17 protein-coding genes and 1 pseudogene are annotated in these 16,683 nt (G+C 56.8%); 11 read left to right on the forward strand and 7 right to left on the reverse strand.

Annotated elements, in window-relative coordinates; genetic code table 11:
• Window positions 1-11 precede the first annotated feature (11 nt).
• Window positions 12-1,703 (reverse strand): choline dehydrogenase, encoded by a 1,692-nt coding sequence (gene betA / locus RZA33_RS17545; RefSeq protein ID WP_317508998.1) that lies wholly within the window; start codon window positions 1,701-1,703, stop codon window positions 12-14.
• A gap of 20 nt (window positions 1,704-1,723) precedes the next feature.
• Window positions 1,724-3,766 (reverse strand): choline BCCT transporter BetT, encoded by a 2,043-nt coding sequence (gene betT / locus RZA33_RS17550; protein WP_317508999.1) that lies wholly within the window; start codon window positions 3,764-3,766, stop codon window positions 1,724-1,726.
• A 346-nt stretch (window positions 3,767-4,112) separates the two neighbouring features.
• Between betT and RZA33_RS17555 the strand changes: the two genes are divergently transcribed.
• Entirely contained in the window at window positions 4,113-6,308 is a 2,196-nt protein-coding gene (locus RZA33_RS17555) for a putative bifunctional diguanylate cyclase/phosphodiesterase (protein WP_322976221.1), read from the forward strand.
• Window positions 6,309-6,510: 202 nt separating this feature from the next.
• Window positions 6,511-7,545: a DUF2235 domain-containing protein gene (locus RZA33_RS17560; protein WP_317509001.1), complete on the forward strand. Its 1,035-nt coding sequence runs from the start codon at window positions 6,511-6,513 to the stop codon at window positions 7,543-7,545.
• A gap of 22 nt (window positions 7,546-7,567) precedes the next feature.
• Here RZA33_RS17560 and RZA33_RS17565 read toward each other — a convergent pair whose 3' ends face one another.
• Entirely contained in the window at window positions 7,568-8,551 is a 984-nt protein-coding gene (locus tag RZA33_RS17565; protein WP_317509002.1) for an aldo/keto reductase, read from the reverse strand.
• 106 nt (window positions 8,552-8,657) lie between these two features.
• On the opposite strand from RZA33_RS17565, the gene RZA33_RS17570 reads away from it, so the two are divergent.
• Window positions 8,658-9,599: a LysR family transcriptional regulator gene (locus RZA33_RS17570; RefSeq protein ID WP_317509003.1), complete on the forward strand. Its 942-nt coding sequence runs from the start codon at window positions 8,658-8,660 to the stop codon at window positions 9,597-9,599.
• Window positions 9,600-9,715: 116 nt separating this feature from the next.
• Here RZA33_RS17570 and RZA33_RS17575 read toward each other — a convergent pair whose 3' ends face one another.
• Entirely contained in the window at window positions 9,716-9,988 is a 273-nt protein-coding gene (locus RZA33_RS17575) for a Txe/YoeB family addiction module toxin (RefSeq protein WP_317509004.1), read from the reverse strand.
• Window positions 9,969-10,241, reverse strand: coding sequence for a type II toxin-antitoxin system Phd/YefM family antitoxin (locus RZA33_RS17580; RefSeq protein ID WP_027960080.1), 273 nt, complete (start codon window positions 10,239-10,241; stop codon window positions 9,969-9,971). Before RZA33_RS17580 ends, RZA33_RS17575 begins: the two co-directional genes overlap by 20 nt.
• A 181-nt stretch (window positions 10,242-10,422) precedes the next feature.
• Here RZA33_RS17580 and RZA33_RS17585 point away from each other — a divergent pair, with 181 nt between their 5' ends.
• Window positions 10,423-10,686, forward strand: a complete 264-nt coding sequence (locus tag RZA33_RS17585) for a BrnT family toxin (RefSeq protein ID WP_317509006.1) — start codon at window positions 10,423-10,425, stop codon at window positions 10,684-10,686.
• Window positions 10,676-10,936 (forward strand): type II toxin-antitoxin system BrnA family antitoxin, encoded by a 261-nt coding sequence (brnA, locus tag RZA33_RS17590; RefSeq protein WP_317509008.1) that lies wholly within the window; start codon window positions 10,676-10,678, stop codon window positions 10,934-10,936. The genes RZA33_RS17585 and brnA overlap by 11 nt, the downstream gene beginning before the upstream one ends.
• An 11-nt stretch (window positions 10,937-10,947) precedes the next feature.
• On the opposite strand, the gene RZA33_RS17595 is transcribed toward brnA, so the two are convergent.
• Entirely contained in the window at window positions 10,948-11,853 is a 906-nt protein-coding gene (locus tag RZA33_RS17595) for a LysR family transcriptional regulator (RefSeq protein ID WP_317509009.1), read from the reverse strand.
• Between the two features lie 118 nt (window positions 11,854-11,971).
• Between RZA33_RS17595 and trpB the strand changes: the two genes are divergently transcribed.
• From trpB to RZA33_RS17615, 4 genes and pseudogenes are all read left to right on the forward strand, one after another.
• Entirely contained in the window at window positions 11,972-13,201 is a 1,230-nt protein-coding gene (trpB, locus tag RZA33_RS17600) for a tryptophan synthase subunit beta (RefSeq protein WP_317509010.1), read from the forward strand.
• 20 nt (window positions 13,202-13,221) lie between these two features.
• Complete coding sequence (gene trpA / locus RZA33_RS17605) at window positions 13,222-14,061, forward strand: tryptophan synthase subunit alpha (protein WP_317509011.1); 840 nt, start codon at window positions 13,222-13,224, stop codon at window positions 14,059-14,061.
• A 170-nt stretch (window positions 14,062-14,231) separates the two neighbouring features.
• Window positions 14,232-14,342 (forward strand): annotated as a pseudogene (locus RZA33_RS17610) (LysE family translocator); the annotation flags it as partial.
• Window positions 14,343-14,494: 152 nt separating this feature from the next.
• Complete coding sequence (locus tag RZA33_RS17615) at window positions 14,495-14,815, forward strand: hypothetical protein (RefSeq protein ID WP_317509012.1); 321 nt, start codon at window positions 14,495-14,497, stop codon at window positions 14,813-14,815.
• On the opposite strand, the gene RZA33_RS17620 is transcribed toward RZA33_RS17615, so the two are convergent.
• Complete coding sequence (locus tag RZA33_RS17620) at window positions 14,799-14,999, reverse strand: hypothetical protein (RefSeq protein WP_317509013.1); 201 nt, start codon at window positions 14,997-14,999, stop codon at window positions 14,799-14,801. The two genes, RZA33_RS17615 and RZA33_RS17620, sit on opposite strands and share 17 nt — an antisense overlap.
• Window positions 15,000-15,220: 221 nt before the next feature.
• Between RZA33_RS17620 and RZA33_RS17625 the strand changes: the two genes are divergently transcribed.
• Together RZA33_RS17625 and RZA33_RS17630 are read left to right on the forward strand one after the other, a co-directional pair.
• On the forward strand, window positions 15,221-16,285 hold the full coding sequence (locus RZA33_RS17625) for a DUF3541 domain-containing protein (protein WP_317509014.1): 1,065 nt from the start codon (window positions 15,221-15,223) through the stop codon (window positions 16,283-16,285).
• A gap of 101 nt (window positions 16,286-16,386) precedes the next feature.
• On the forward strand, window positions 16,387-16,566 hold the full coding sequence (locus RZA33_RS17630; RefSeq protein ID WP_317509015.1) for a hypothetical protein: 180 nt from the start codon (window positions 16,387-16,389) through the stop codon (window positions 16,564-16,566).
• Window positions 16,567-16,683: the final 117 nt, after the last annotated feature.

Consider the following 16,683-nt stretch of genomic DNA (forward strand, 5'->3'; position numbering starts at 1 on the left):
CCGACCGAGTTCTATTGTCTTGCCGGGGCGGCCAGTCTCTGATGGTCTTCCCATGCCTCGGCGAAATATACCTTCGCTTGCGAGGGGGGTAGGAGCTCTCGGCCCAGGATATGATCCGCCGCCTTTTCGGCGATCATGATCGTGGGGGCGTTGATATTTCCATTGGTGACCGTCGGCATGATGGACGAATCCACGACGCGCAGATGGTTCACGCCGCGCACACGGCAGTCCGGGTCCACCACCGCCATGTCATCTTCCCCCATGCGGCAGGTGCCGCATGGATGGTAGGCGGTCTCGGCGGTTTTGGCGAGCCAATCGTCGATTTGGTCATCGGTCTGTACGTCCTTTCCGGGTGAAACTTCTTCGCCGCGGTAGGGGTCGAAAGCGGATTGCTCGAAGAGCTCGCGGGTAAGGCGTAACCCGTCCCGGTAGGCCTGTTTGTCGGCTTCCTCGGCAAGATAATTAAACAGCATCCGAGGTGGGTCGGCTGGGTCTGCGGAACGCAGCCAAACACGGCCACGGCTTTGGGGTTTGTTGTGGCCCAGGTGCGCCTGGAAGCCGTGCCCCTTAACCGCGCTGGAGCCGTCATAAGCAATGGCGCCAGCGAGAAAATGATACTGAAGGTCAGGCCACTTCAGACCGGCCCGGCTGCGGATATAGCCGTTGGATTCGAACTGGTTGCTCGCTCCCAGCCCCGTTTTAGTGAGTAGCCACCGGGCACCGATCCAGCCCTGGGCAACGGGGTTTAGCCAGCCGTTGAGCGTGATCTTTTGCGTGCAGCGCCGCTGAACCCAGACTTCGAGATGATCCTGGAGGTTCTCTCCTACACCGGGCAAATCCTGCACCACGTCAATACCGTGCTCACGCAGCTGCGCCGCCGGGCCGATGCCGGAGAGCATCAGCAGCTTGGGCGAGTTGAAGGCACTGGCCGAGACAATGACTTCCTTACGCGCGCGAACCCGCACGATCTGGTCGCGTTGCTGATACTCCACGCCGACAGCGGTCTGGCCCTCCATGATCACGCGTTGGGTCAACGCATGCATTTCCAGATGGAGGTTGTCGCGCTTGAGCGCGGGCTTGAGGTACGCATTAGCCGTCGATGCGCGCACGCCGTTGCGTACGGTCATGTCCATGCGGCAGAAACCTTCCTGACGGTAGCCATTGTAGTCATCGGTCTTGCCGTAACCTGCCTGTTCCCCCGCCTCAATGAAAGCGCGGTAAAGCGGGTTGCGCATATTGTTGCCGTTGGAAATACCCACTGGACCGCCTGTACTTCGGTAGTCATCGGCACCGTAGAGACAGTCCTCGGCCCGTTTGAAATAGGGCAAGACATCGGCGTAGCTCCAGCCCCGTGCGCCGAGCTCGGCCCATTCATCGAAATCGCCTGCGCAGCCGCGGACATAAGCCATGCCGTTGATTGACGAGGAACCACCGATCACCTTACCCCGAGCCTGATGGAGAGAGCGGTTGTTCAGCCCAGGCTCCTCTTCGGTGTACAGGCCCCAGTCGAAGCGCGGCTTATTCAGAGGAATGGAAAAGGCGATTGGCATCTGGATAAAGACGGAATTGTCCTTGCCACCGTATTCCAGTACCAATACCTGATGATCACCGCCTTCGCTCAACCGGTCTGCCAGCACGGAGCCAGCTGAGCCGGCACCTACGATGACGTAATCGAATTCCCGATCGAAGTCTTGTGCGCTCATGGTCTGCTCCCTGCTTGGGTTTATTCACTGTTGCGATTGCGCTGGCCCGGCATGGAGACATCACCTGGCGCATCCCGGCACCGCTGCAGATAGACCAGATGACGTTCGTACTGGTCGAGGATGTCCTCAACGATCTGGGCCTGGGTGTAGTCCATGAGGTCATAGCCCTGCCCCCCTTCCTCAAGATGCACCTCAAGCTCGTAACAGGTTGTGTGCTCGGCATGGGGCCGAATGGCAAAGGCGGGCATACTCGCTTTACGCGGCCAGACCTGATAGGTGAACACGCCTTCCTCGCCCAGATCTACATTCAGTGCCAGGTGTCGGGTAGCGTCATCCCAGCCGTTGATCTCGGCGTTCAAACCGCGTTCGCGCAATTCGTGCTCAATCTGAGCCATGGCCGGTTTCACGGTCTGCTCAAGAAAGCGCATGACTTGTTTGTAGTTCGGGAAACTCATGGCCCGGCTCAGGCGCTGGCGCCAGGTTGGCGCGGTGGCATCTGTGCCAGCGAAAGCGCCTGCCGGGGCTAGTCGTGGGCTTTGCCGTTTGAGCGACTCCGTCTTCAGAGCCTTGTAAAGCCCCACCATGATGAAGAAGAGCACTATCGAGAATGGCAGCCCCATGATCACCACTGTACTCTGTAGCGCAGTCAAGCCGCCCGCCATAAGCAGGGCCAAGGTGAGAAGGCCGATAATAGACGCCCAAAGAATGCGCATCCAGATCGGTGCATCATGGTTGACGTCGGTAAGAATGGAGGTGAAGTTTGACAGCACCAACGCACCCGAATCCCCCGAGGTAACGAAGAACACGAGCGCCAGGATGGAAACCACAATGGTGGTGATCCCCGCCAGCGGCAAACTTTCCATGAATAGATAGATGGAGGATGCCGGATTGTTCATGGCCTGTTCGCCGAAGGACTCAGCGCCATTCATGACCATGTCGATGGCGCTGTTACCCATGAGTGACATCCACACCATCATAAAGGTCATGGGTAGAATGAGCGTGCCCAGGGTGAATTCGCGGATGGTACGCCCACGCGAAATACGCGCCAGGAAAAGTCCCACGAAAGGCCCCCAAGCAATCCACCAGGCCCAGAAGAAGAGGGTCCAGCCATTGAGCCAGTCGGTGGGCTGATCATAGGCGTAAGTGTTGAACGACATGTCGATAAAGTTAGTGAAGTAATCGCCAATGTTCATTACCAGCGCATTCAACAGAAATACGGTGGGACCTGCGATCAACACGAAGATAACCAGGCAGGCAGCGAGCAGCATGTTGAATTCCGACAGGCGACGGATGCCTTTTTCCACACCGCTCACCGCCGACAAGGTGGCGAATACCACAATCAGCACGACCAGAACCGCCTGCACCCAGGTGCTATCGGGCAGGCCGAACATGGTGCTCAGACCATAGTTTAGTTGGATGACCCCGATGCCCAGGCTAGTGGCAATACCGAATACTGTGCCCAGCACCGCGGCAATGTCCACCACGTGGCCGATAGGGCCGTGAATTCCCTTGCCGAAAATGGGGTACAGCGCAGAGCGAATGGTCAGCGGTAACTGGTGTCGGTAACTGAAGTAGGCAAGAGACATGCCCACCAGGGTATAGATGCCCCAGCCGGAAATCCCCCAGTGCAGAAAGGTCAGCTCCATAGCGTGGCGGGCTGCTTCCACCGTGCTGCCTTCACCCTGGGGCGGCGCCAGAAACTGCGTGACCGGTTCCGCGATGCAGAAGAACAGCAAATCAATGCCGATACCTGCGGAAAAAAGCATGGAGGCCCAGGAGACGATGTTGAATTCCGGTTTGGAATGGTCGGGACCAAGCCGAATATCCCCAAAGCGAGAGGCGGCGATAATGATGACGAACGCCAGATAGGCCACTACGGTGAGAAAGTAATACCAGCCGAAGGTATTTGAAACCCATCCCAATACGCTGTTGATTGCGCCTTCCGCCTGATCAGTGAAGAACATAGTCCAGAGCGCAAAAATCACGATCCCAATAGCTGAACCGAAAAATACGGTTGGGTTTAGCCGGTCGCGGGTTTCTTCTTCTGGCGCCTGCTTTTCCATGGTAAAGCCTCCTTATTATCGGTGGTTGCCCGTGGTCTCCGTCAGTTCGCCATGCTTAGACTGGTTAATTCGCATCATCTAAAGTAATTGCGATAGAGAGACGTCTGCAGTGACATATGCAGTATAGGAAACCCTAAGCCTTTGCTTTCCACGCTAGTCAACGGGTAAATCACCTGTATCTGCCTTTTCCGGGGAAGGCAGGAACGGCTGATCCTCGCCGTTAGGTGAGCTATAGCGGATGGTATACCCTGAAGGTCACCCGTCTTTTTAGACGAATGCTAACTAGAAAAGCGAGGCCTCCATGGGGCTTATACAAGGTGATGGAATACGCAGGGCTTGCCTGCGAATGGCTAGTCTGGCGATGGCGATGGCGATGACGATGACCTCATCGGTGTCTCTCGCTGCACCGACCCCTTCTCCTTTGGTATTCTCAGGCTCCGACGACTATCCCCCTTTCCAGTGGCTCGACGACAGCGGCGAGCCTCGGGGCTTCGTGATCGATCTCCAAAATGCCATTGCCGATCAGCAGAACCTTGAGGCCGAGCACCGGCTAATGAACTGGGATCGGGCCATCAAGGCGGTGGAAACAGGCGAGGCCGATGTAGTGGCGCTTTTCGTCTCCGAAGAGCGAGAGGAGCGATTCGACTTCACTGCCCCGATCTATCACGTGGCACACGGCATCTATGCGTCCTCGCCTGACATGATCCAGAAGAATCCAGATGACTTATCCAGCATGCGAGTGGCCGTTGTGGAAGGTGGCTATGCGCAGAATCGTCTGATCGAGAACCAAACCCAGGGAGAGCTGATACCTCAGGAGGACATTATAAGCGCCTTGTTGGCCGTCGCCGAAGGCCATGCGGATATTGCCCTGGTCGCCTCCCACACTGCGCGTCATGTCATCGCCGAAGAAGCCCTTGATATCCATCAGGTCAGCCCACCCTTCTGGCCCAGGGCCTACGCATTCGCCGTCAGCCAAGGGCGTGATGACCTGCACGCGTGGCTTGAGGAGCAGGTGGGGCTACTGCAAGCCAAGGGTACCTATTTCGAGATACACGCGGACTGGCTTTCCGAAATGGAGTGGCAGCCGTCCACCTGGCGCGACCACCTGCGAACCCTGGCCTTAATAGCGCTGCCGCTGGTGCTGCTGGGCATCGGCGGCTACCTCTGGTCCTGGTTGCTACGCCGCCAGGTAAGCCGCAAGACCCGTCTCCTTTCGAGGGAGCTCGAAACTCGTCGATCCTTGCAGAACGAGCTTCAGTATCGGGTTGAGCACGACATGCTCACCGGGCTGCCTAATCGCAACGCTTTCATAACTAAGCTCGACGGGCTGATCGAAGCCGAGCCCGACTGGTCACCGAGTGTCGCCCTGATCCAATTGGTCAATCTCGAGCAGCTGATCACTGCCTTCAGCTACCAAGTCGCGCAGGCGTTACAAAAAGCCTTTGGCCGACTGATGGCGTCTCAGGATGGCCTCCTGTTCGGCGATTTCGGTTCGGGGCTCTTCGCCATTGCCACGCGAAAGCCGCTGGAGGGCAACGACATAGTTAGGCGCCTAACCGAGCCGCTAACCCTTGGCGCCGTCGATCTCGACCCCATGTTCGTCGTCGGCATTGTCAACGAAGCAAACCTCGCAGAGGGTGACGGTGCCGACGAAGTGATTCGTTGTGGTGTCTTGGCTGTGTCGGTGGCCCGAGAGTCGCATCGCCGTTGGGTAACCTACAGTACGGATCTTGAGCCGGATATCGACGACCTGCTCCTGCTGCAGGACTTCCGTCGTCATGGCACCCGCGACATGTTCCTTGAGTACCAGCCCAAGCTGGATATTGAAACCCGACAAGTGCGGGATGCCGAGGCGTTAATCCGGTGGCGCCATCCCACTTTAGGCATCGTGCCTCCGGGGCGTTTCATTCCCATGCTGGAACAGGCCGGACTGACACACTGGATCACGCGCTGGGTGATCGAAGAGACCAGCAGCATGCTGGAGCGCACGGGTCTTGGTGCCAGGGGCTTTCGAGTCAGTCTTAACTTGGCGCCCCAGGATCTCATGGAGCCTGAACTGGTCGACTTCATCATCCAGCGCCTGGCGTCGCCGATGCTGGCATGCAGTCTCTGGCTGGAAATCACCGAGACCGGCTTCATCCGCGATGCATCGCGCACCCGCGATGTGCTCTCCAAGCTTCACGATGCTGGCGCCCGCTTCTCGGTGGATGACTTCGGTACTGGCTATTCATCGCTCTCTTACATGAGCGAGTTTCCTGTTGATGAGGCCAAGATAGACAAAAGCTTCGTGGGTGACATGCTTACCAATGAACGCCACTTAATCATCGTGCGCTCCACCATCGCCCTTGCCCACGAGCTGGGGCTGACGGTGACCGCTGAAGGGGTAGAGGACAAAGAGACCCTTCAGGCCGTCATCGCCATGAACTGCGATACCGTCCAGGGCTTCTTCATCTCCCGGCCGCTGGGAGAAGAGAGTCTGCTCTCCTTTCTTGATAGAGACTTGGCAAACGACCTCTCGGGAGTGGTCACCCGCCAGACGTGAACCACCTAGCAGAGCATGCTATTTGGCGGGGCTTGGACTCGGGTTACTTTTTCGCACTACGCTAAATAATACGTTTTATACCGACACCGCCCGACAGGTCGAGCATCGCCTAACGCCGGACTTGTGGGCGATTACCGATGCCTTCTACCGTCAATGCTGGCAAACATGGCCGCTACGAGGCCTTTTTATAACGAGGCACCCCATGGCCCACATCGTGGTATGCGCCGACGGCACCTGGAACCGGCCAGAAGAGGATATAAACACCGACTTCCCCACCAATGTGTTGAAGCTTGCCCGGTCCGTGACCCCGCAAGCGGAAGGCATCAAGCAGCACGTATTTTACGATTGGGGGCTGGGCTCGTACCACAACAGCCTCATCGCGGGGTCCACTGGATCGGGGATCCACAAGAACATTCTGGATGGCTACCGCTACATCGTGCAGAACTACGCCCCTGGCGATCATATCTACCTGTTCGGGTTTAGTCGGGGCGCGTACACGGTGAGGGCGCTAAGCGGGCTGATCAACAACTGCGGTATTCTCAAACGCTCCGATGCGCGGCTGATTACCGAGGCCTGGAATATCTACAAGAGCACGAAAAAGAGCCATCACCCTCGAGGCGAGGCAGCCATTCGGTTTCGTGACAGGCACAGTTACGCTCAGCGCGACGTGCATTTTATCGGCGTGTGGGACACCGTGGGCGCGCTAGGTATTCCAATCAGCATCATGGGCCTGTTTAACGGCACCGACGAATTCTATGACACTAAAATGGGGGCCAACGTCGCCGTTGCCCGTCACGCCATGGCCATCGATGAGCGGCGCGAAGATTTCACGCCCACCGTGTGGACGCCCCGGCCCGGGGTGGATTTAAAGCAGGTCTGGTTCGCGGGAGTGCACGCAGACATTGGCGGCTCCTATAAGCCGGACAAAAATGGCAACCATGCCTCTGACACCCCGCTTGCCTGGATGCTCGACGAAGCCAACGCCGCCGGGTTGTTAACCGAGCCGCATATTCACGACAACCTTACCGACGGCACTCGCGCCCAGCTTCACCATTCGCGCAAGCACGTCTACCGTTTCAAGCAGCCGCTGGACCGGCCGCTGGTCATCGATGACAAACCCACCCTGATTCACCCCAGCGTAAAAGCCCGCTATGAGAACGACGCCCGCTACCGCCCCAAGCAGTTAAAAGCGTTGGTCGAGCAATATGGCTGGCAAGGCGTAAAGGTGGGCGCTTAAATATCAGCCAAGCCATCTGGCCTTACGCATTAACCCCCTTCATGCCTTCCGGTGTATAACGCTCACCGATGACCGGAAGGCGTGCAGTGGCTTTTTCAAGCTGTTGCTGTTCATCGGCGGTTAGGGTTATGGACGTTGCTGCCGCATTCTCTTCAAGATAACGCAATCGTTTAGTGCCCGGAATCGGCACAATGTTGTCGCCCTTAGAAAGCAGCCAAGCCAGCGAAAGCTGCGCCGGGGTGCAGCCTTTGAGCACTGCCACTTCGCCGATCACATCGGCAATTCGACGGTTGGCGACCATGGCCTGTTCAGAAAAGCGCGGCAGATTAGGACGAAAATCGTCTTCGCCGAAATCGCTGATATCCTGAAATTTACCCGTCAGGAAGCCACGGCCCAGCGGAGAGTAGGGCACGAAGCCGATGCCGAGTTCCTGGCAGGTGGGCAATACTGCTTGTTCAACGTCCCGCGTCCAGAGCGAATACTCGGTTTGCACGGCGGTGACGGGATGTACCGCATGGGCTCGACGAAGGGTCTCTGCGCTAACCTCGCAGAGGCCAATGTGGGCAATTTTTCCCTCTTTCACCAGTTGCGCCAAGCCCTCCATGGTCTCTTCAATAGGCGTTTCCGGGTTAACGCGGTGAACGTAGTATAGATCGATCTGTTCGATGCCCAGCCGCTTCAGCGACGCCACGCAAGCTTGGCGGGCATACTGGGCGCTGCTGTCCAGGCTACGCTGATACTCACCAGGGTTGCGAACAATGCCAAACTTGGTGGCGATACGTACGTTTGGCTTGTGGCTGGCGAGAAAGCGGCCAATCAGCTCCTCGTTATGGTGTGGCCCGTACATATCCGCCGTATCGAAAAAGTCGATGCCTAGTTCTACCGCCCGCGCCAGTACCCGTAGCGACTCACTATCGTCTCGGGGGCCGTAGAACTCGCTCATTCCCATGCAGCCTAAGCCAACGGCGGAAACGGTTAGGTCGGTGCCCAGTGTACGTTTTTGCATACTATGTCTCCTGTAATGACTTACGAAACCATTGCCCATCAAGAGAGCGTGAGCCGTTATCGAGCTCTTGTTGAAACGCGCAATAACAGCGTGGCACTATCCAATAATGAAAAAAATGAACGAGTTCGGTAAGCCATTTTCCAGTTTTGAAAAACAGATGCCCCGCGGGTGGGTCTGGGATGACACACGCACCTTTCTGGCGGTGGCCCGCCATGGCACTTTGAGCGGCGCGGCAGCGGAACTCCACCTCGGCATCGCCACGCTCTCCCGGCGTATCGAGCGGCTGGAAAACGCTTTAAAGCTGCCGCTGTTTGTACGCCAGCAATCGGGCTACCAGCTTACCGAGGAAGGAGCAGGGCTCCTTGAGAAAGCCGAAGCCTTGGAGGCTGCAGCGACGGCCTTTGCCAGCGGTGTTTCCCGCGCCTCGCAGCTAAGCGGCAGCGTGCGTTTGGCGACTGCTGAAAACCTGGCTATGGCGCTAATTCTGCCCGCACTGCCACAATTTCATGCTCAATACCCTGGCATCCGGCTTGAGCTGGTGACCGATATCAACACCGTCAACCTGCACCGCCGCGACGCCGATTTGGCGCTTAGAATGGTCAAACCCGAGCGGGGCAACGTCACCCTTCGGCGGCTGGGCATGCTGGGGTTCGGGCTATACGCCAGCCCCGGCTATACAGCGCAGCGCAAGGCTCATCATGACGCGGGCGATTTCGACACGGATGCCTTTATCACCTGGGGCGACACGCAAGCGCATTTGCCCGCCGCCCAGTGGGTTGAACGAGTTCTACGAGGTCGCGAACCGGCGCTGACCACCACATCATTGGCGACCCAGCTAGCGGCGGCCAAAGCCGGGCTGGGGATCGCGGTACTGCCGCACTTTCTGGCGCTGGAGGCCGGGCTGGACTGTATCGCTGCTGATATTGGCGTGGATCAGCCCATCTACCTTGTTATCCAAACGGATCTCACCCAATCAGGTCGCGTTCGGGCCGTGGCGGATTTTCTGGCTGAGTTGGTTGGCAATAACCGTGAACGCTTGAGCGGGTGAAGTAGTCGCTAAAAGTGCTCAGCGGTGTGCAAACACCCGAGTACGATCAGCATCCTGAGCAGCCTATCTACTTGATTGTGATGAGGGGCATGCTGCTCTTTATCAAATAAATCTTATCAGGACTGATCGTAATGCCCACCGATGGCAAAAATATAAATAGCTTTTTCATCGAACCGGTAGATCAGCCGGTCTTTCTGTGAAATGCGCCTTGACCACAAGCCAGAAAGATTGTGTTTGAGTGGCTCCGGTTTTCCGATACCAGCCGTTGGATCGTCAGAGCGGAGCATTTCTTTCAAGAGTTTGCAGAGCGCTTTATGCAGCTTCTTATCTGTTTCACGCATTTTTTCGTAGGTTTCCCACGTACGGCCCTCAAATACCAGTGATCTCATTCATCTGCTCATTATCAGGTTGGTATCCTTGACCACGGCTATGGGTATCTAGAGAAGCCGCAATTTGTTGCATGAGGTCTCGGTTCTGAAGCACATGCAGCGTTTCTTGCTCTCTTTCCCAGTCTTCAGCGCTAATCACCACAAACGCCTCTCCGGCCCGACGAGTTACTTTTAAGGGTTCGTGCCGGCTAATCACTTGTTCTACTACGCTTTTCAGGTTGTCTCTGAATTTGTTAACACTAATAATATCCATAACGTCACCATAATGTACGGAAATACCGTACGATTATAGCTTATGCGCGTTTATCTTACCAAGGTGGGTCGCTGCTATTCATTTGATGCCACCAACTCCCGCTGCAGCCATTTTGACAACGGTTCGCTGGGTTTGGCTGGGCTACCTTGGGTTTTGAGTAGAAAGGGAATAATTTATACTCATGAGCGACTTTGAGTATGATGATGACAAAAGTGCAGCCAATCGGATAAAGCATGGAATCAATTTTCTAGAGGCTCAGGCGCTTTGGAATGACCCTGATTTGCTGGAAATTCAGGCTAAATCCGACGATGAGCCGCGTTTTCTGATTGTAGTGCTGATTGGTGATAAACACTGGTCTGCTGTCATCACCTATAGAAATGAACGAATTCGACTCATTTCGGTAAGGCGCTCCCGGAAAAGAGAGGTAGAACTCTATGAAAGCTAACGACTTTGACAAAAAATTTGACCAAGGCAGCGAAGACATAGTGGATGATCTTGATCTATCTACTGCACGTCGCATCAATCAGGAACAAAAGCGCATCAACGTCGATTTCCCTGCTTGGGTGGTTGAGTCTCTGGATCGTGAGGCCGCCCGTATCGGCGTTACGCGCCAATCTATTATCAAAGTTTGGCTGGTTGAACGGTTGAAAGCCGAAGCGAGTCACAAGCTTCTGGATAACACGCAGCCTCACTAACGCCTTCGCATTTATCTCCCAAGCTCGCGCCTGAGCCATTCCGCCAGCGGCTCGCTTCTGCGGGGGCGAGTAAGTAAGTTCGCCTGACCGGGCAACCACAGGCACAGCCGGGCGGGGGTTTCGATACTTCCCCAGGGCGCAATCAGCCGCCCGCTCTTAAGGTCGTCTTCCACCAATAGCGTGGGGGCAATCGCCACGCCTAACCCCGCCACGGCCGCTTCCATCAGGTAGTAAAGGTGCTCAAACCCCTGGCCTTGGTGTAGCGCCGCTTCAAGCTGTGACTGCTCAAGCCCTTGCGCACTGGCCCAATGCGGCCACGCCTGAGGGCGCGAGGTGGTGAACAGCAGCGTGTGGTCAAATAGCGTTGCTGGATTGGTGGGGTCGCATTGTGCGGCCAGTTGCGGGCTAATGACCGCACAGATTTGCTCGGGGATGAGTTCGATTACGGCCACATCGTCGGGCCAGGGGGGCTCTGAAAACGCCAGGGTGGCGCTGACATCGGTTTGTTTGCCGGGCTGCTCGGTTTCACTCACCACCACTTTTAATTTAAGTTCGGGTAACTCATGGTGCAGGCGATCCAGCCGTGGGATCAACCAGCGTGCTAAGAGGCTGCCAGGGCAGGCCAGGGTGAAGGGTGCCTCTTCCACGTCACGCTTGAGCGCGGCGCAACTATCACGCAGTTTTGTAAACGCCTCACTCAAGCCGCTTTGCAGCCGCTCACCATGCTGAGTAAGCACAATGCCCCGGCCTGCTTTGGCAAATAGCGGCACACCAAAATGTTCATCCAGGCTCTTTAACTGGCGGCTAACCGCCCCGTGGGTCACACTTAGCTCATCTGCCGCGGCGGTCACGCTGCCCAGCCGGGCGGTGGCTTCAAAGGCGCGCAAGGCGCTAAGGGGCGGCATACTGTTCTGCATTGGGTATCCGGGCTGATTGTTGATTAAAACTCACGGGTAGTCGATATCTTATCGATTTTTCTTCCCGTCTGCTTGCGCTACCTTCATCACATCGTTTAATTCGCACCCAGAGGTCGTGATGAATCAACCTGTAGACCTATCCAAGCGCTTGCCCGATGCCAATGGCCTGTTTGGCAGCTTCGGTGGCCGCTTTGTCGCCGAAACCCTCATGCCGTTGATTTTAGAGCTGCAAGACGAATACACCACCGCCAAAAACGACCCGGAATTCCAGCGCCAGTTGGCCTATTTTCAGGGCGACTACGTAGGTAGGCCTAGCCCGCTCTACTTCGCCGAACGGCTGACCGAGCACTTTGGTGGCGCCAGCATTTATCTCAAGCGAGAAGAGCTGAATCACACCGGCGCCCACAAGATTAACAACTGCATTGGTCAGGTACTGTTAGCCAAGCAGATGGGTAAAAAGCGTATTATCGCTGAAACAGGCGCGGGCATGCACGGCGTGGCCACGGCGACAGTGGCGGCGCGTTTTGGCCTGCCCTGCGTGATCTACATGGGCACAACGGACATCGAACGCCAGCAGACTAACGTATTTCGCATGAAGCTGCTGGGCGCAGAGATCATCCCTGTCACCTCCGGCACTGGCACGCTCAAAGACGCTATGAACGAGGCGCTGCGCGACTGGGTAACTAACGTTGATGACACCTTCTACATCATTGGTACTGTGGCTGGGCCGCATCCGTATCCCGCCATGGTGCGCGACTTCCAAGCGGTGATTGGCCACGAAACCCGCAGCCAGATGCTTGAGAAAAAAGGTCGCCTGCCGGATTCGCTAGTGGCCTGCGTGGGTGGCGGCTCCAATGCCATCGGTCTGTTTTACCCGTTCCTCGACGACCCAGACGTGAAGATGATTGGCGTTGAAGCGGGCGGCAAGGGCGTAAAAAGCGGCCTGCATGCAGCTAGCCTAAACGGTGGCACCCCAGGTGTACTGCACGGCAACCGCACCTACCTGCTGCAAAACGAAGATGGCCAAATTACCGACGCTCACTCAATTTCCGCCGGGCTGGATTACCCCGGCATCGGGCCAGAGCACGCATGGTTGCACGAACAAAAACGGGTTGAGTACGTGTCTGCCACCGACGACGAAGCGCTGGAAGCCTTTCAAGTCTGCTGCCGTCAGGAAGGCATTATTCCCGCCTTGGAGACCGCGCACGCTTTGGCAGAAGTCGCCAAGCGCGCGCCCACGCTCCCCCGTGAGCATCTCATGGTAGTCAACCTCAGTGGTCGTGGCGACAAAGACATGATGAGCGTGGCCCATCACCTTGGTGAAAAATTTGGGGTTAAACAGCTATGAGCGCGACACAGGAGAACGTCATGACCCATTCCTCTCGTCTTGAAAACTGCTTTGCCTTGCTCAAGCAGCAAAACCGCCCGGCGCTGGTCAGCTACCTCACCGCTGGCGACCCGGACGCCGAGACCTCACGCCGCTTGTTGCACGGGTTGCCAAAAGCGGGAGTGGATATCATCGAACTCGGCATGCCGTTTAGCGACCCGATGGCCGATGGCCCCGCTATCCAAAAAGCCGCGCTGCGTGCCTTGAATAACGGCCAAACCCAAGCCAAAACGCTGGAAATGGTGCGCCGCTTCCGCGAAGAAGACGCCACCACGCCCATCGTGCTGATGGGCTACTACAATCCCATTTTCTGCTATGGCGTTGAGCGCTTTTTGACTGATGCCGCCAAGGCCGGAGTAGATGGCTTGATCGTGGTCGATTTGCCGCCTGAACACGACGAAGAGCTTTGCCAGCCAGCGGCAAACCATGGCATTGATTTTATCCGCCTGGCCACGCCGACCACCGATGCCAAGCGCCTGCCGAAAGTACTGGCCAACGCCTCCGGGTTTATCTACTACGTCTCTGTGGCGGGCGTGACCGGTGGCAACGCGCCGACGCCTGAAAGGCTGGAAGGTGCGGTAAGTGATTTACGCAAACATACCGATCTACCCATTGCCGTTGGTTTTGGCATCCGCACGGCCGAACAAGCCGCCATCATTGGCCGCTACAGTGATGCAGTCGTCGTTGGCTCTGCACTCGTCGACTGTATCGAAAATGCCAATACACCTGATGAAGCCGTAGAGCGAGTCCATGGCCTGGTAAGTGAATTGGCGGAAAGCGTCAGGGCGTGCCGCGAGGTGAATGAGCCGCAAGTTTGCTGATCAGGGTATACGTCCCTTACTTACCGATTAACGCTGTTGTTGGGAAATGTATCGCCTCTGTAGGGTATCAAAGGTTGAGACAAGCCTTCGTGAGCAGCTAATCTAAACACTTGGGCAGATAGTCTAATGTTAATGAAGGGCTTTGCTGCGATACCAGAGAGGCGATTTTCATGAACCTGACCACGCTGCTGCTGTTTATCCCTGCCTGCTTCGCCCTCAATATGGCGCCGGGGCCTAACAATCTGCTGTCACTGACAAATGCCGAGCGCTATGGTGTACAGCACACTTTCCACAGCCGCCTAAGCATTCAAGACGTGTCGCATTGGCAGAAAACGACGTAAGCATGCTTGATATCAAATAGTATTTATCGAGGGTTACGTGCCCTAATGATCGTTGCTGACACCCCTAAGATTCTATAAAACTGAGAGAAATAATGGGAAAGCTCTTTTCACTGGTTGTATTGTTAGCGCTTGGCTATGCCGGTATCTACTTCTATTACGGCGTTGTCGTTGAACGGGAAGTTCAGCAGCAGTTGGATGACCGCGGCCTCTCCGCAGTTAGCGTGGATAACATTGAGTATGGAGTGCTAGCGCCTATTAACACGATTGCGAACATTGAAGTGAGCGTCACTTATCGCGGTTCTCAGGCGACGCTGGATTTGATAGTGCAGGGCCATCCCTTGTTCTCTGACGAAGTCAGTATCGAATTCGACGGCCTACAAGCCCTGCGATTGGGCATCAGCTTCGGGCAGTAAGCGGTGCCCACACATGCTCAACACCAATCGAAAGCGCCACGGCCACCAGCAAAGCTGCCATCAGCCAGTTGAAGCCCTTAACGACGCCTGGGTTTTTAATACGGCTGCCTACCACGCTGCCAATCATGATATAGCTGCCGGGTGCGCCCGCAGCTAACATCGCCAGCCCGAATGCGCTTAACACGATGAGTGCTTCATGATTGATCCATGCAGTACCTGCCCAGCCCAATACTAATAGATGAGTTGAAACCGGCTTGCGTTACACATGCCGCCCCTCCTGATTAGTCACACTAACTCGAAACACAGCGTTAGCTTATGCCGGTAGCATTACGGATGCTTGTACATCATTGCTCATCAACTGTGCAATGATGGCCTATCGATAGTGAACACCACCAAGGGGTCGGCATGAGAAAGCTCATTTCATTGATGATCGTGCTGGCGTTGGCCGGCTGCGCCGCCATGGAGCCGCATGCCGAGCGTGACGTCCAGCGCGATGCCGGTCTGGCCATCCAGGAAATCTACGAGCAGGCGCTGCCGACGCTGTCCGAGGACAAGCAGCGCCACTTTGCCCAGCGGCTCTACCGCCTGACGGGCGAGCAGCGTTGGCGGGCTCTCAATCATGCCTACGGCGAGCGCCTACTGATGCGACTCGAGGAAGACATCGTCGACCTGGCCGAGCCCGGTTACGCAGCTGCCCGCAGTCAGGCGATCATTGCTAACTACTTGCAGCGCACGGCCAAGCAGCGCGACCGGCGCGCCATGCTGGGTGAGTGGGGGGAAATCGCCTTCGCCCGAGGGCTGCTGTTCCGGCTGGTTCAGGCCGAGTACTACGGCCTGCTACCGACCATTGAGGACCACGAGCGGGCGCTGGGCTACCAAGCAGAGGTCAACTGGGCGGCCTTCCTGACCGACCCCGCGGTGATCGGGATCTATGCTGCACAAGTGGCCAACTATTCGTACTTCCTGCACCAGCTCGGCGTGATGGACCTGCGCCGGGAGGTGGAGGCGGCCTTCCGACGCCGCTACCCGCCTGATCGCGTCGCCGAGCTCGACGACGCCGAGTACCGTAACTGGCTCTATGGGCTGACTCATTTCGTCATCGCTGATAGCCGCTACTACCAGCGGAAGGTGGCCCCGGAGGTGCACGCTTGGGTGCTGGAAGCGCTGGAGCGGGAAACGGCCGGCATCATGGGCCGGGCCACGGCCGATATCCAAGCCGAGGTGGCATTGGCCTTCCAGCTTGCCGGCCGCGAGGACCACCCGCTGGTGGGCCGGGTGCGTGAGGCGTTGGTGGCAGCGGTGGACCCGGTCAGCGGCATCATCCCATCGCCCTCGGGGGAAAAGGGGCTGGCGGGTGGTGAGCACCGCAACGTTCTGGCGATCATGGTGTTGCGCTGGCCGGGCCGCCTGCACCCCGGCCCCGACCTCTCGGACGCGCTCGTCGGGCGCTCAGTCGAATGCTGTACATAATTGCTAATCAGCTGTGGGAGAATAACGGATGAGTTTTGTTTGAAGTGAACGACCAAGACCACCAATGCGTTAACTAACGATTACCCAGTGAGACCCCATTAATGCACTATCGCACCATGACCACTGAAGACTACGAAGCCGCCATTGCCCTGTGGTGCGAAAGTGAAGGCGTGCGGCTGCGCGATGCGGATTCACGCCAGGGCATCGAGAAATACCTTAAGCGCAACCCCGGCATGAGCTTTGTGGCAGAACACGATGGTGATTTAGTCGGTACTAAGTGATTACCCAAAAGTAATCGAATATTCGTGACCGTAGCCCCTACACACTTTGTTGACCGCTTCACAGAGCCTGTTAAAGGATCCATAGGCGGTTAGCGGCAGCCACCGGTACTTGATCTC

The sequence above is a fragment of the Halovibrio sp. HP20-59 genome, from assembly GCF_033052795.2.
Lineage (GTDB): Bacteria > Pseudomonadota > Gammaproteobacteria > Pseudomonadales > Halomonadaceae > Vreelandella.

What these genes read in the sequence shown, in the direction of transcription:
- RZA33_RS17570 (WP_317509003.1), top strand. Translation starts at nt 8,658, where the DNA reads ATGAAAAAAATGAACGAGTTCGGTAAGCCATTTTCCAGTTTTGAAAAA.
- RZA33_RS17580 (WP_027960080.1), bottom strand. Translation starts at nt 10,241, where the DNA reads ATGGATATTATTAGTGTTAACAAATTCAGAGACAACCTGAAAAGCGTA.
- betT (WP_317508999.1), bottom strand. Translation starts at nt 3,766, where the DNA reads ATGGAAAAGCAGGCGCCAGAAGAAGAAACCCGCGACCGGCTAAACCCA.
- betA (WP_317508998.1), bottom strand. Translation starts at nt 1,703, where the DNA reads ATGAGCGCACAAGACTTCGATCGGGAATTCGATTACGTCATCGTAGGT.
- RZA33_RS17575 (WP_317509004.1), bottom strand. Translation starts at nt 9,988, where the DNA reads ATGAGATCACTGGTATTTGAGGGCCGTACGTGGGAAACCTACGAAAAA.
- RZA33_RS17615 (WP_317509012.1), top strand. Translation starts at nt 14,495, where the DNA reads ATGGGAAAGCTCTTTTCACTGGTTGTATTGTTAGCGCTTGGCTATGCC.
- RZA33_RS17595 (WP_317509009.1), bottom strand. Translation starts at nt 11,853, where the DNA reads ATGCAGAACAGTATGCCGCCCCTTAGCGCCTTGCGCGCCTTTGAAGCC.
- RZA33_RS17625 (WP_317509014.1), top strand. Translation starts at nt 15,221, where the DNA reads ATGAGAAAGCTCATTTCATTGATGATCGTGCTGGCGTTGGCCGGCTGC.
- RZA33_RS17565 (WP_317509002.1), bottom strand. Translation starts at nt 8,551, where the DNA reads ATGCAAAAACGTACACTGGGCACCGACCTAACCGTTTCCGCCGTTGGC.
- RZA33_RS17630 (WP_317509015.1), top strand. Translation starts at nt 16,387, where the DNA reads ATGCACTATCGCACCATGACCACTGAAGACTACGAAGCCGCCATTGCC.
- RZA33_RS17585 (WP_317509006.1), top strand. Translation starts at nt 10,423, where the DNA reads ATGAGCGACTTTGAGTATGATGATGACAAAAGTGCAGCCAATCGGATA.
- trpB (WP_317509010.1), top strand. Translation starts at nt 11,972, where the DNA reads ATGAATCAACCTGTAGACCTATCCAAGCGCTTGCCCGATGCCAATGGC.
- brnA (WP_317509008.1), top strand. Translation starts at nt 10,676, where the DNA reads ATGAAAGCTAACGACTTTGACAAAAAATTTGACCAAGGCAGCGAAGAC.
- trpA (WP_317509011.1), top strand. Translation starts at nt 13,222, where the DNA reads ATGACCCATTCCTCTCGTCTTGAAAACTGCTTTGCCTTGCTCAAGCAG.
- RZA33_RS17555 (WP_322976221.1), top strand. Translation starts at nt 4,113, where the DNA reads ATGGCTAGTCTGGCGATGGCGATGGCGATGACGATGACCTCATCGGTG.
- RZA33_RS17560 (WP_317509001.1), top strand. Translation starts at nt 6,511, where the DNA reads ATGGCCCACATCGTGGTATGCGCCGACGGCACCTGGAACCGGCCAGAA.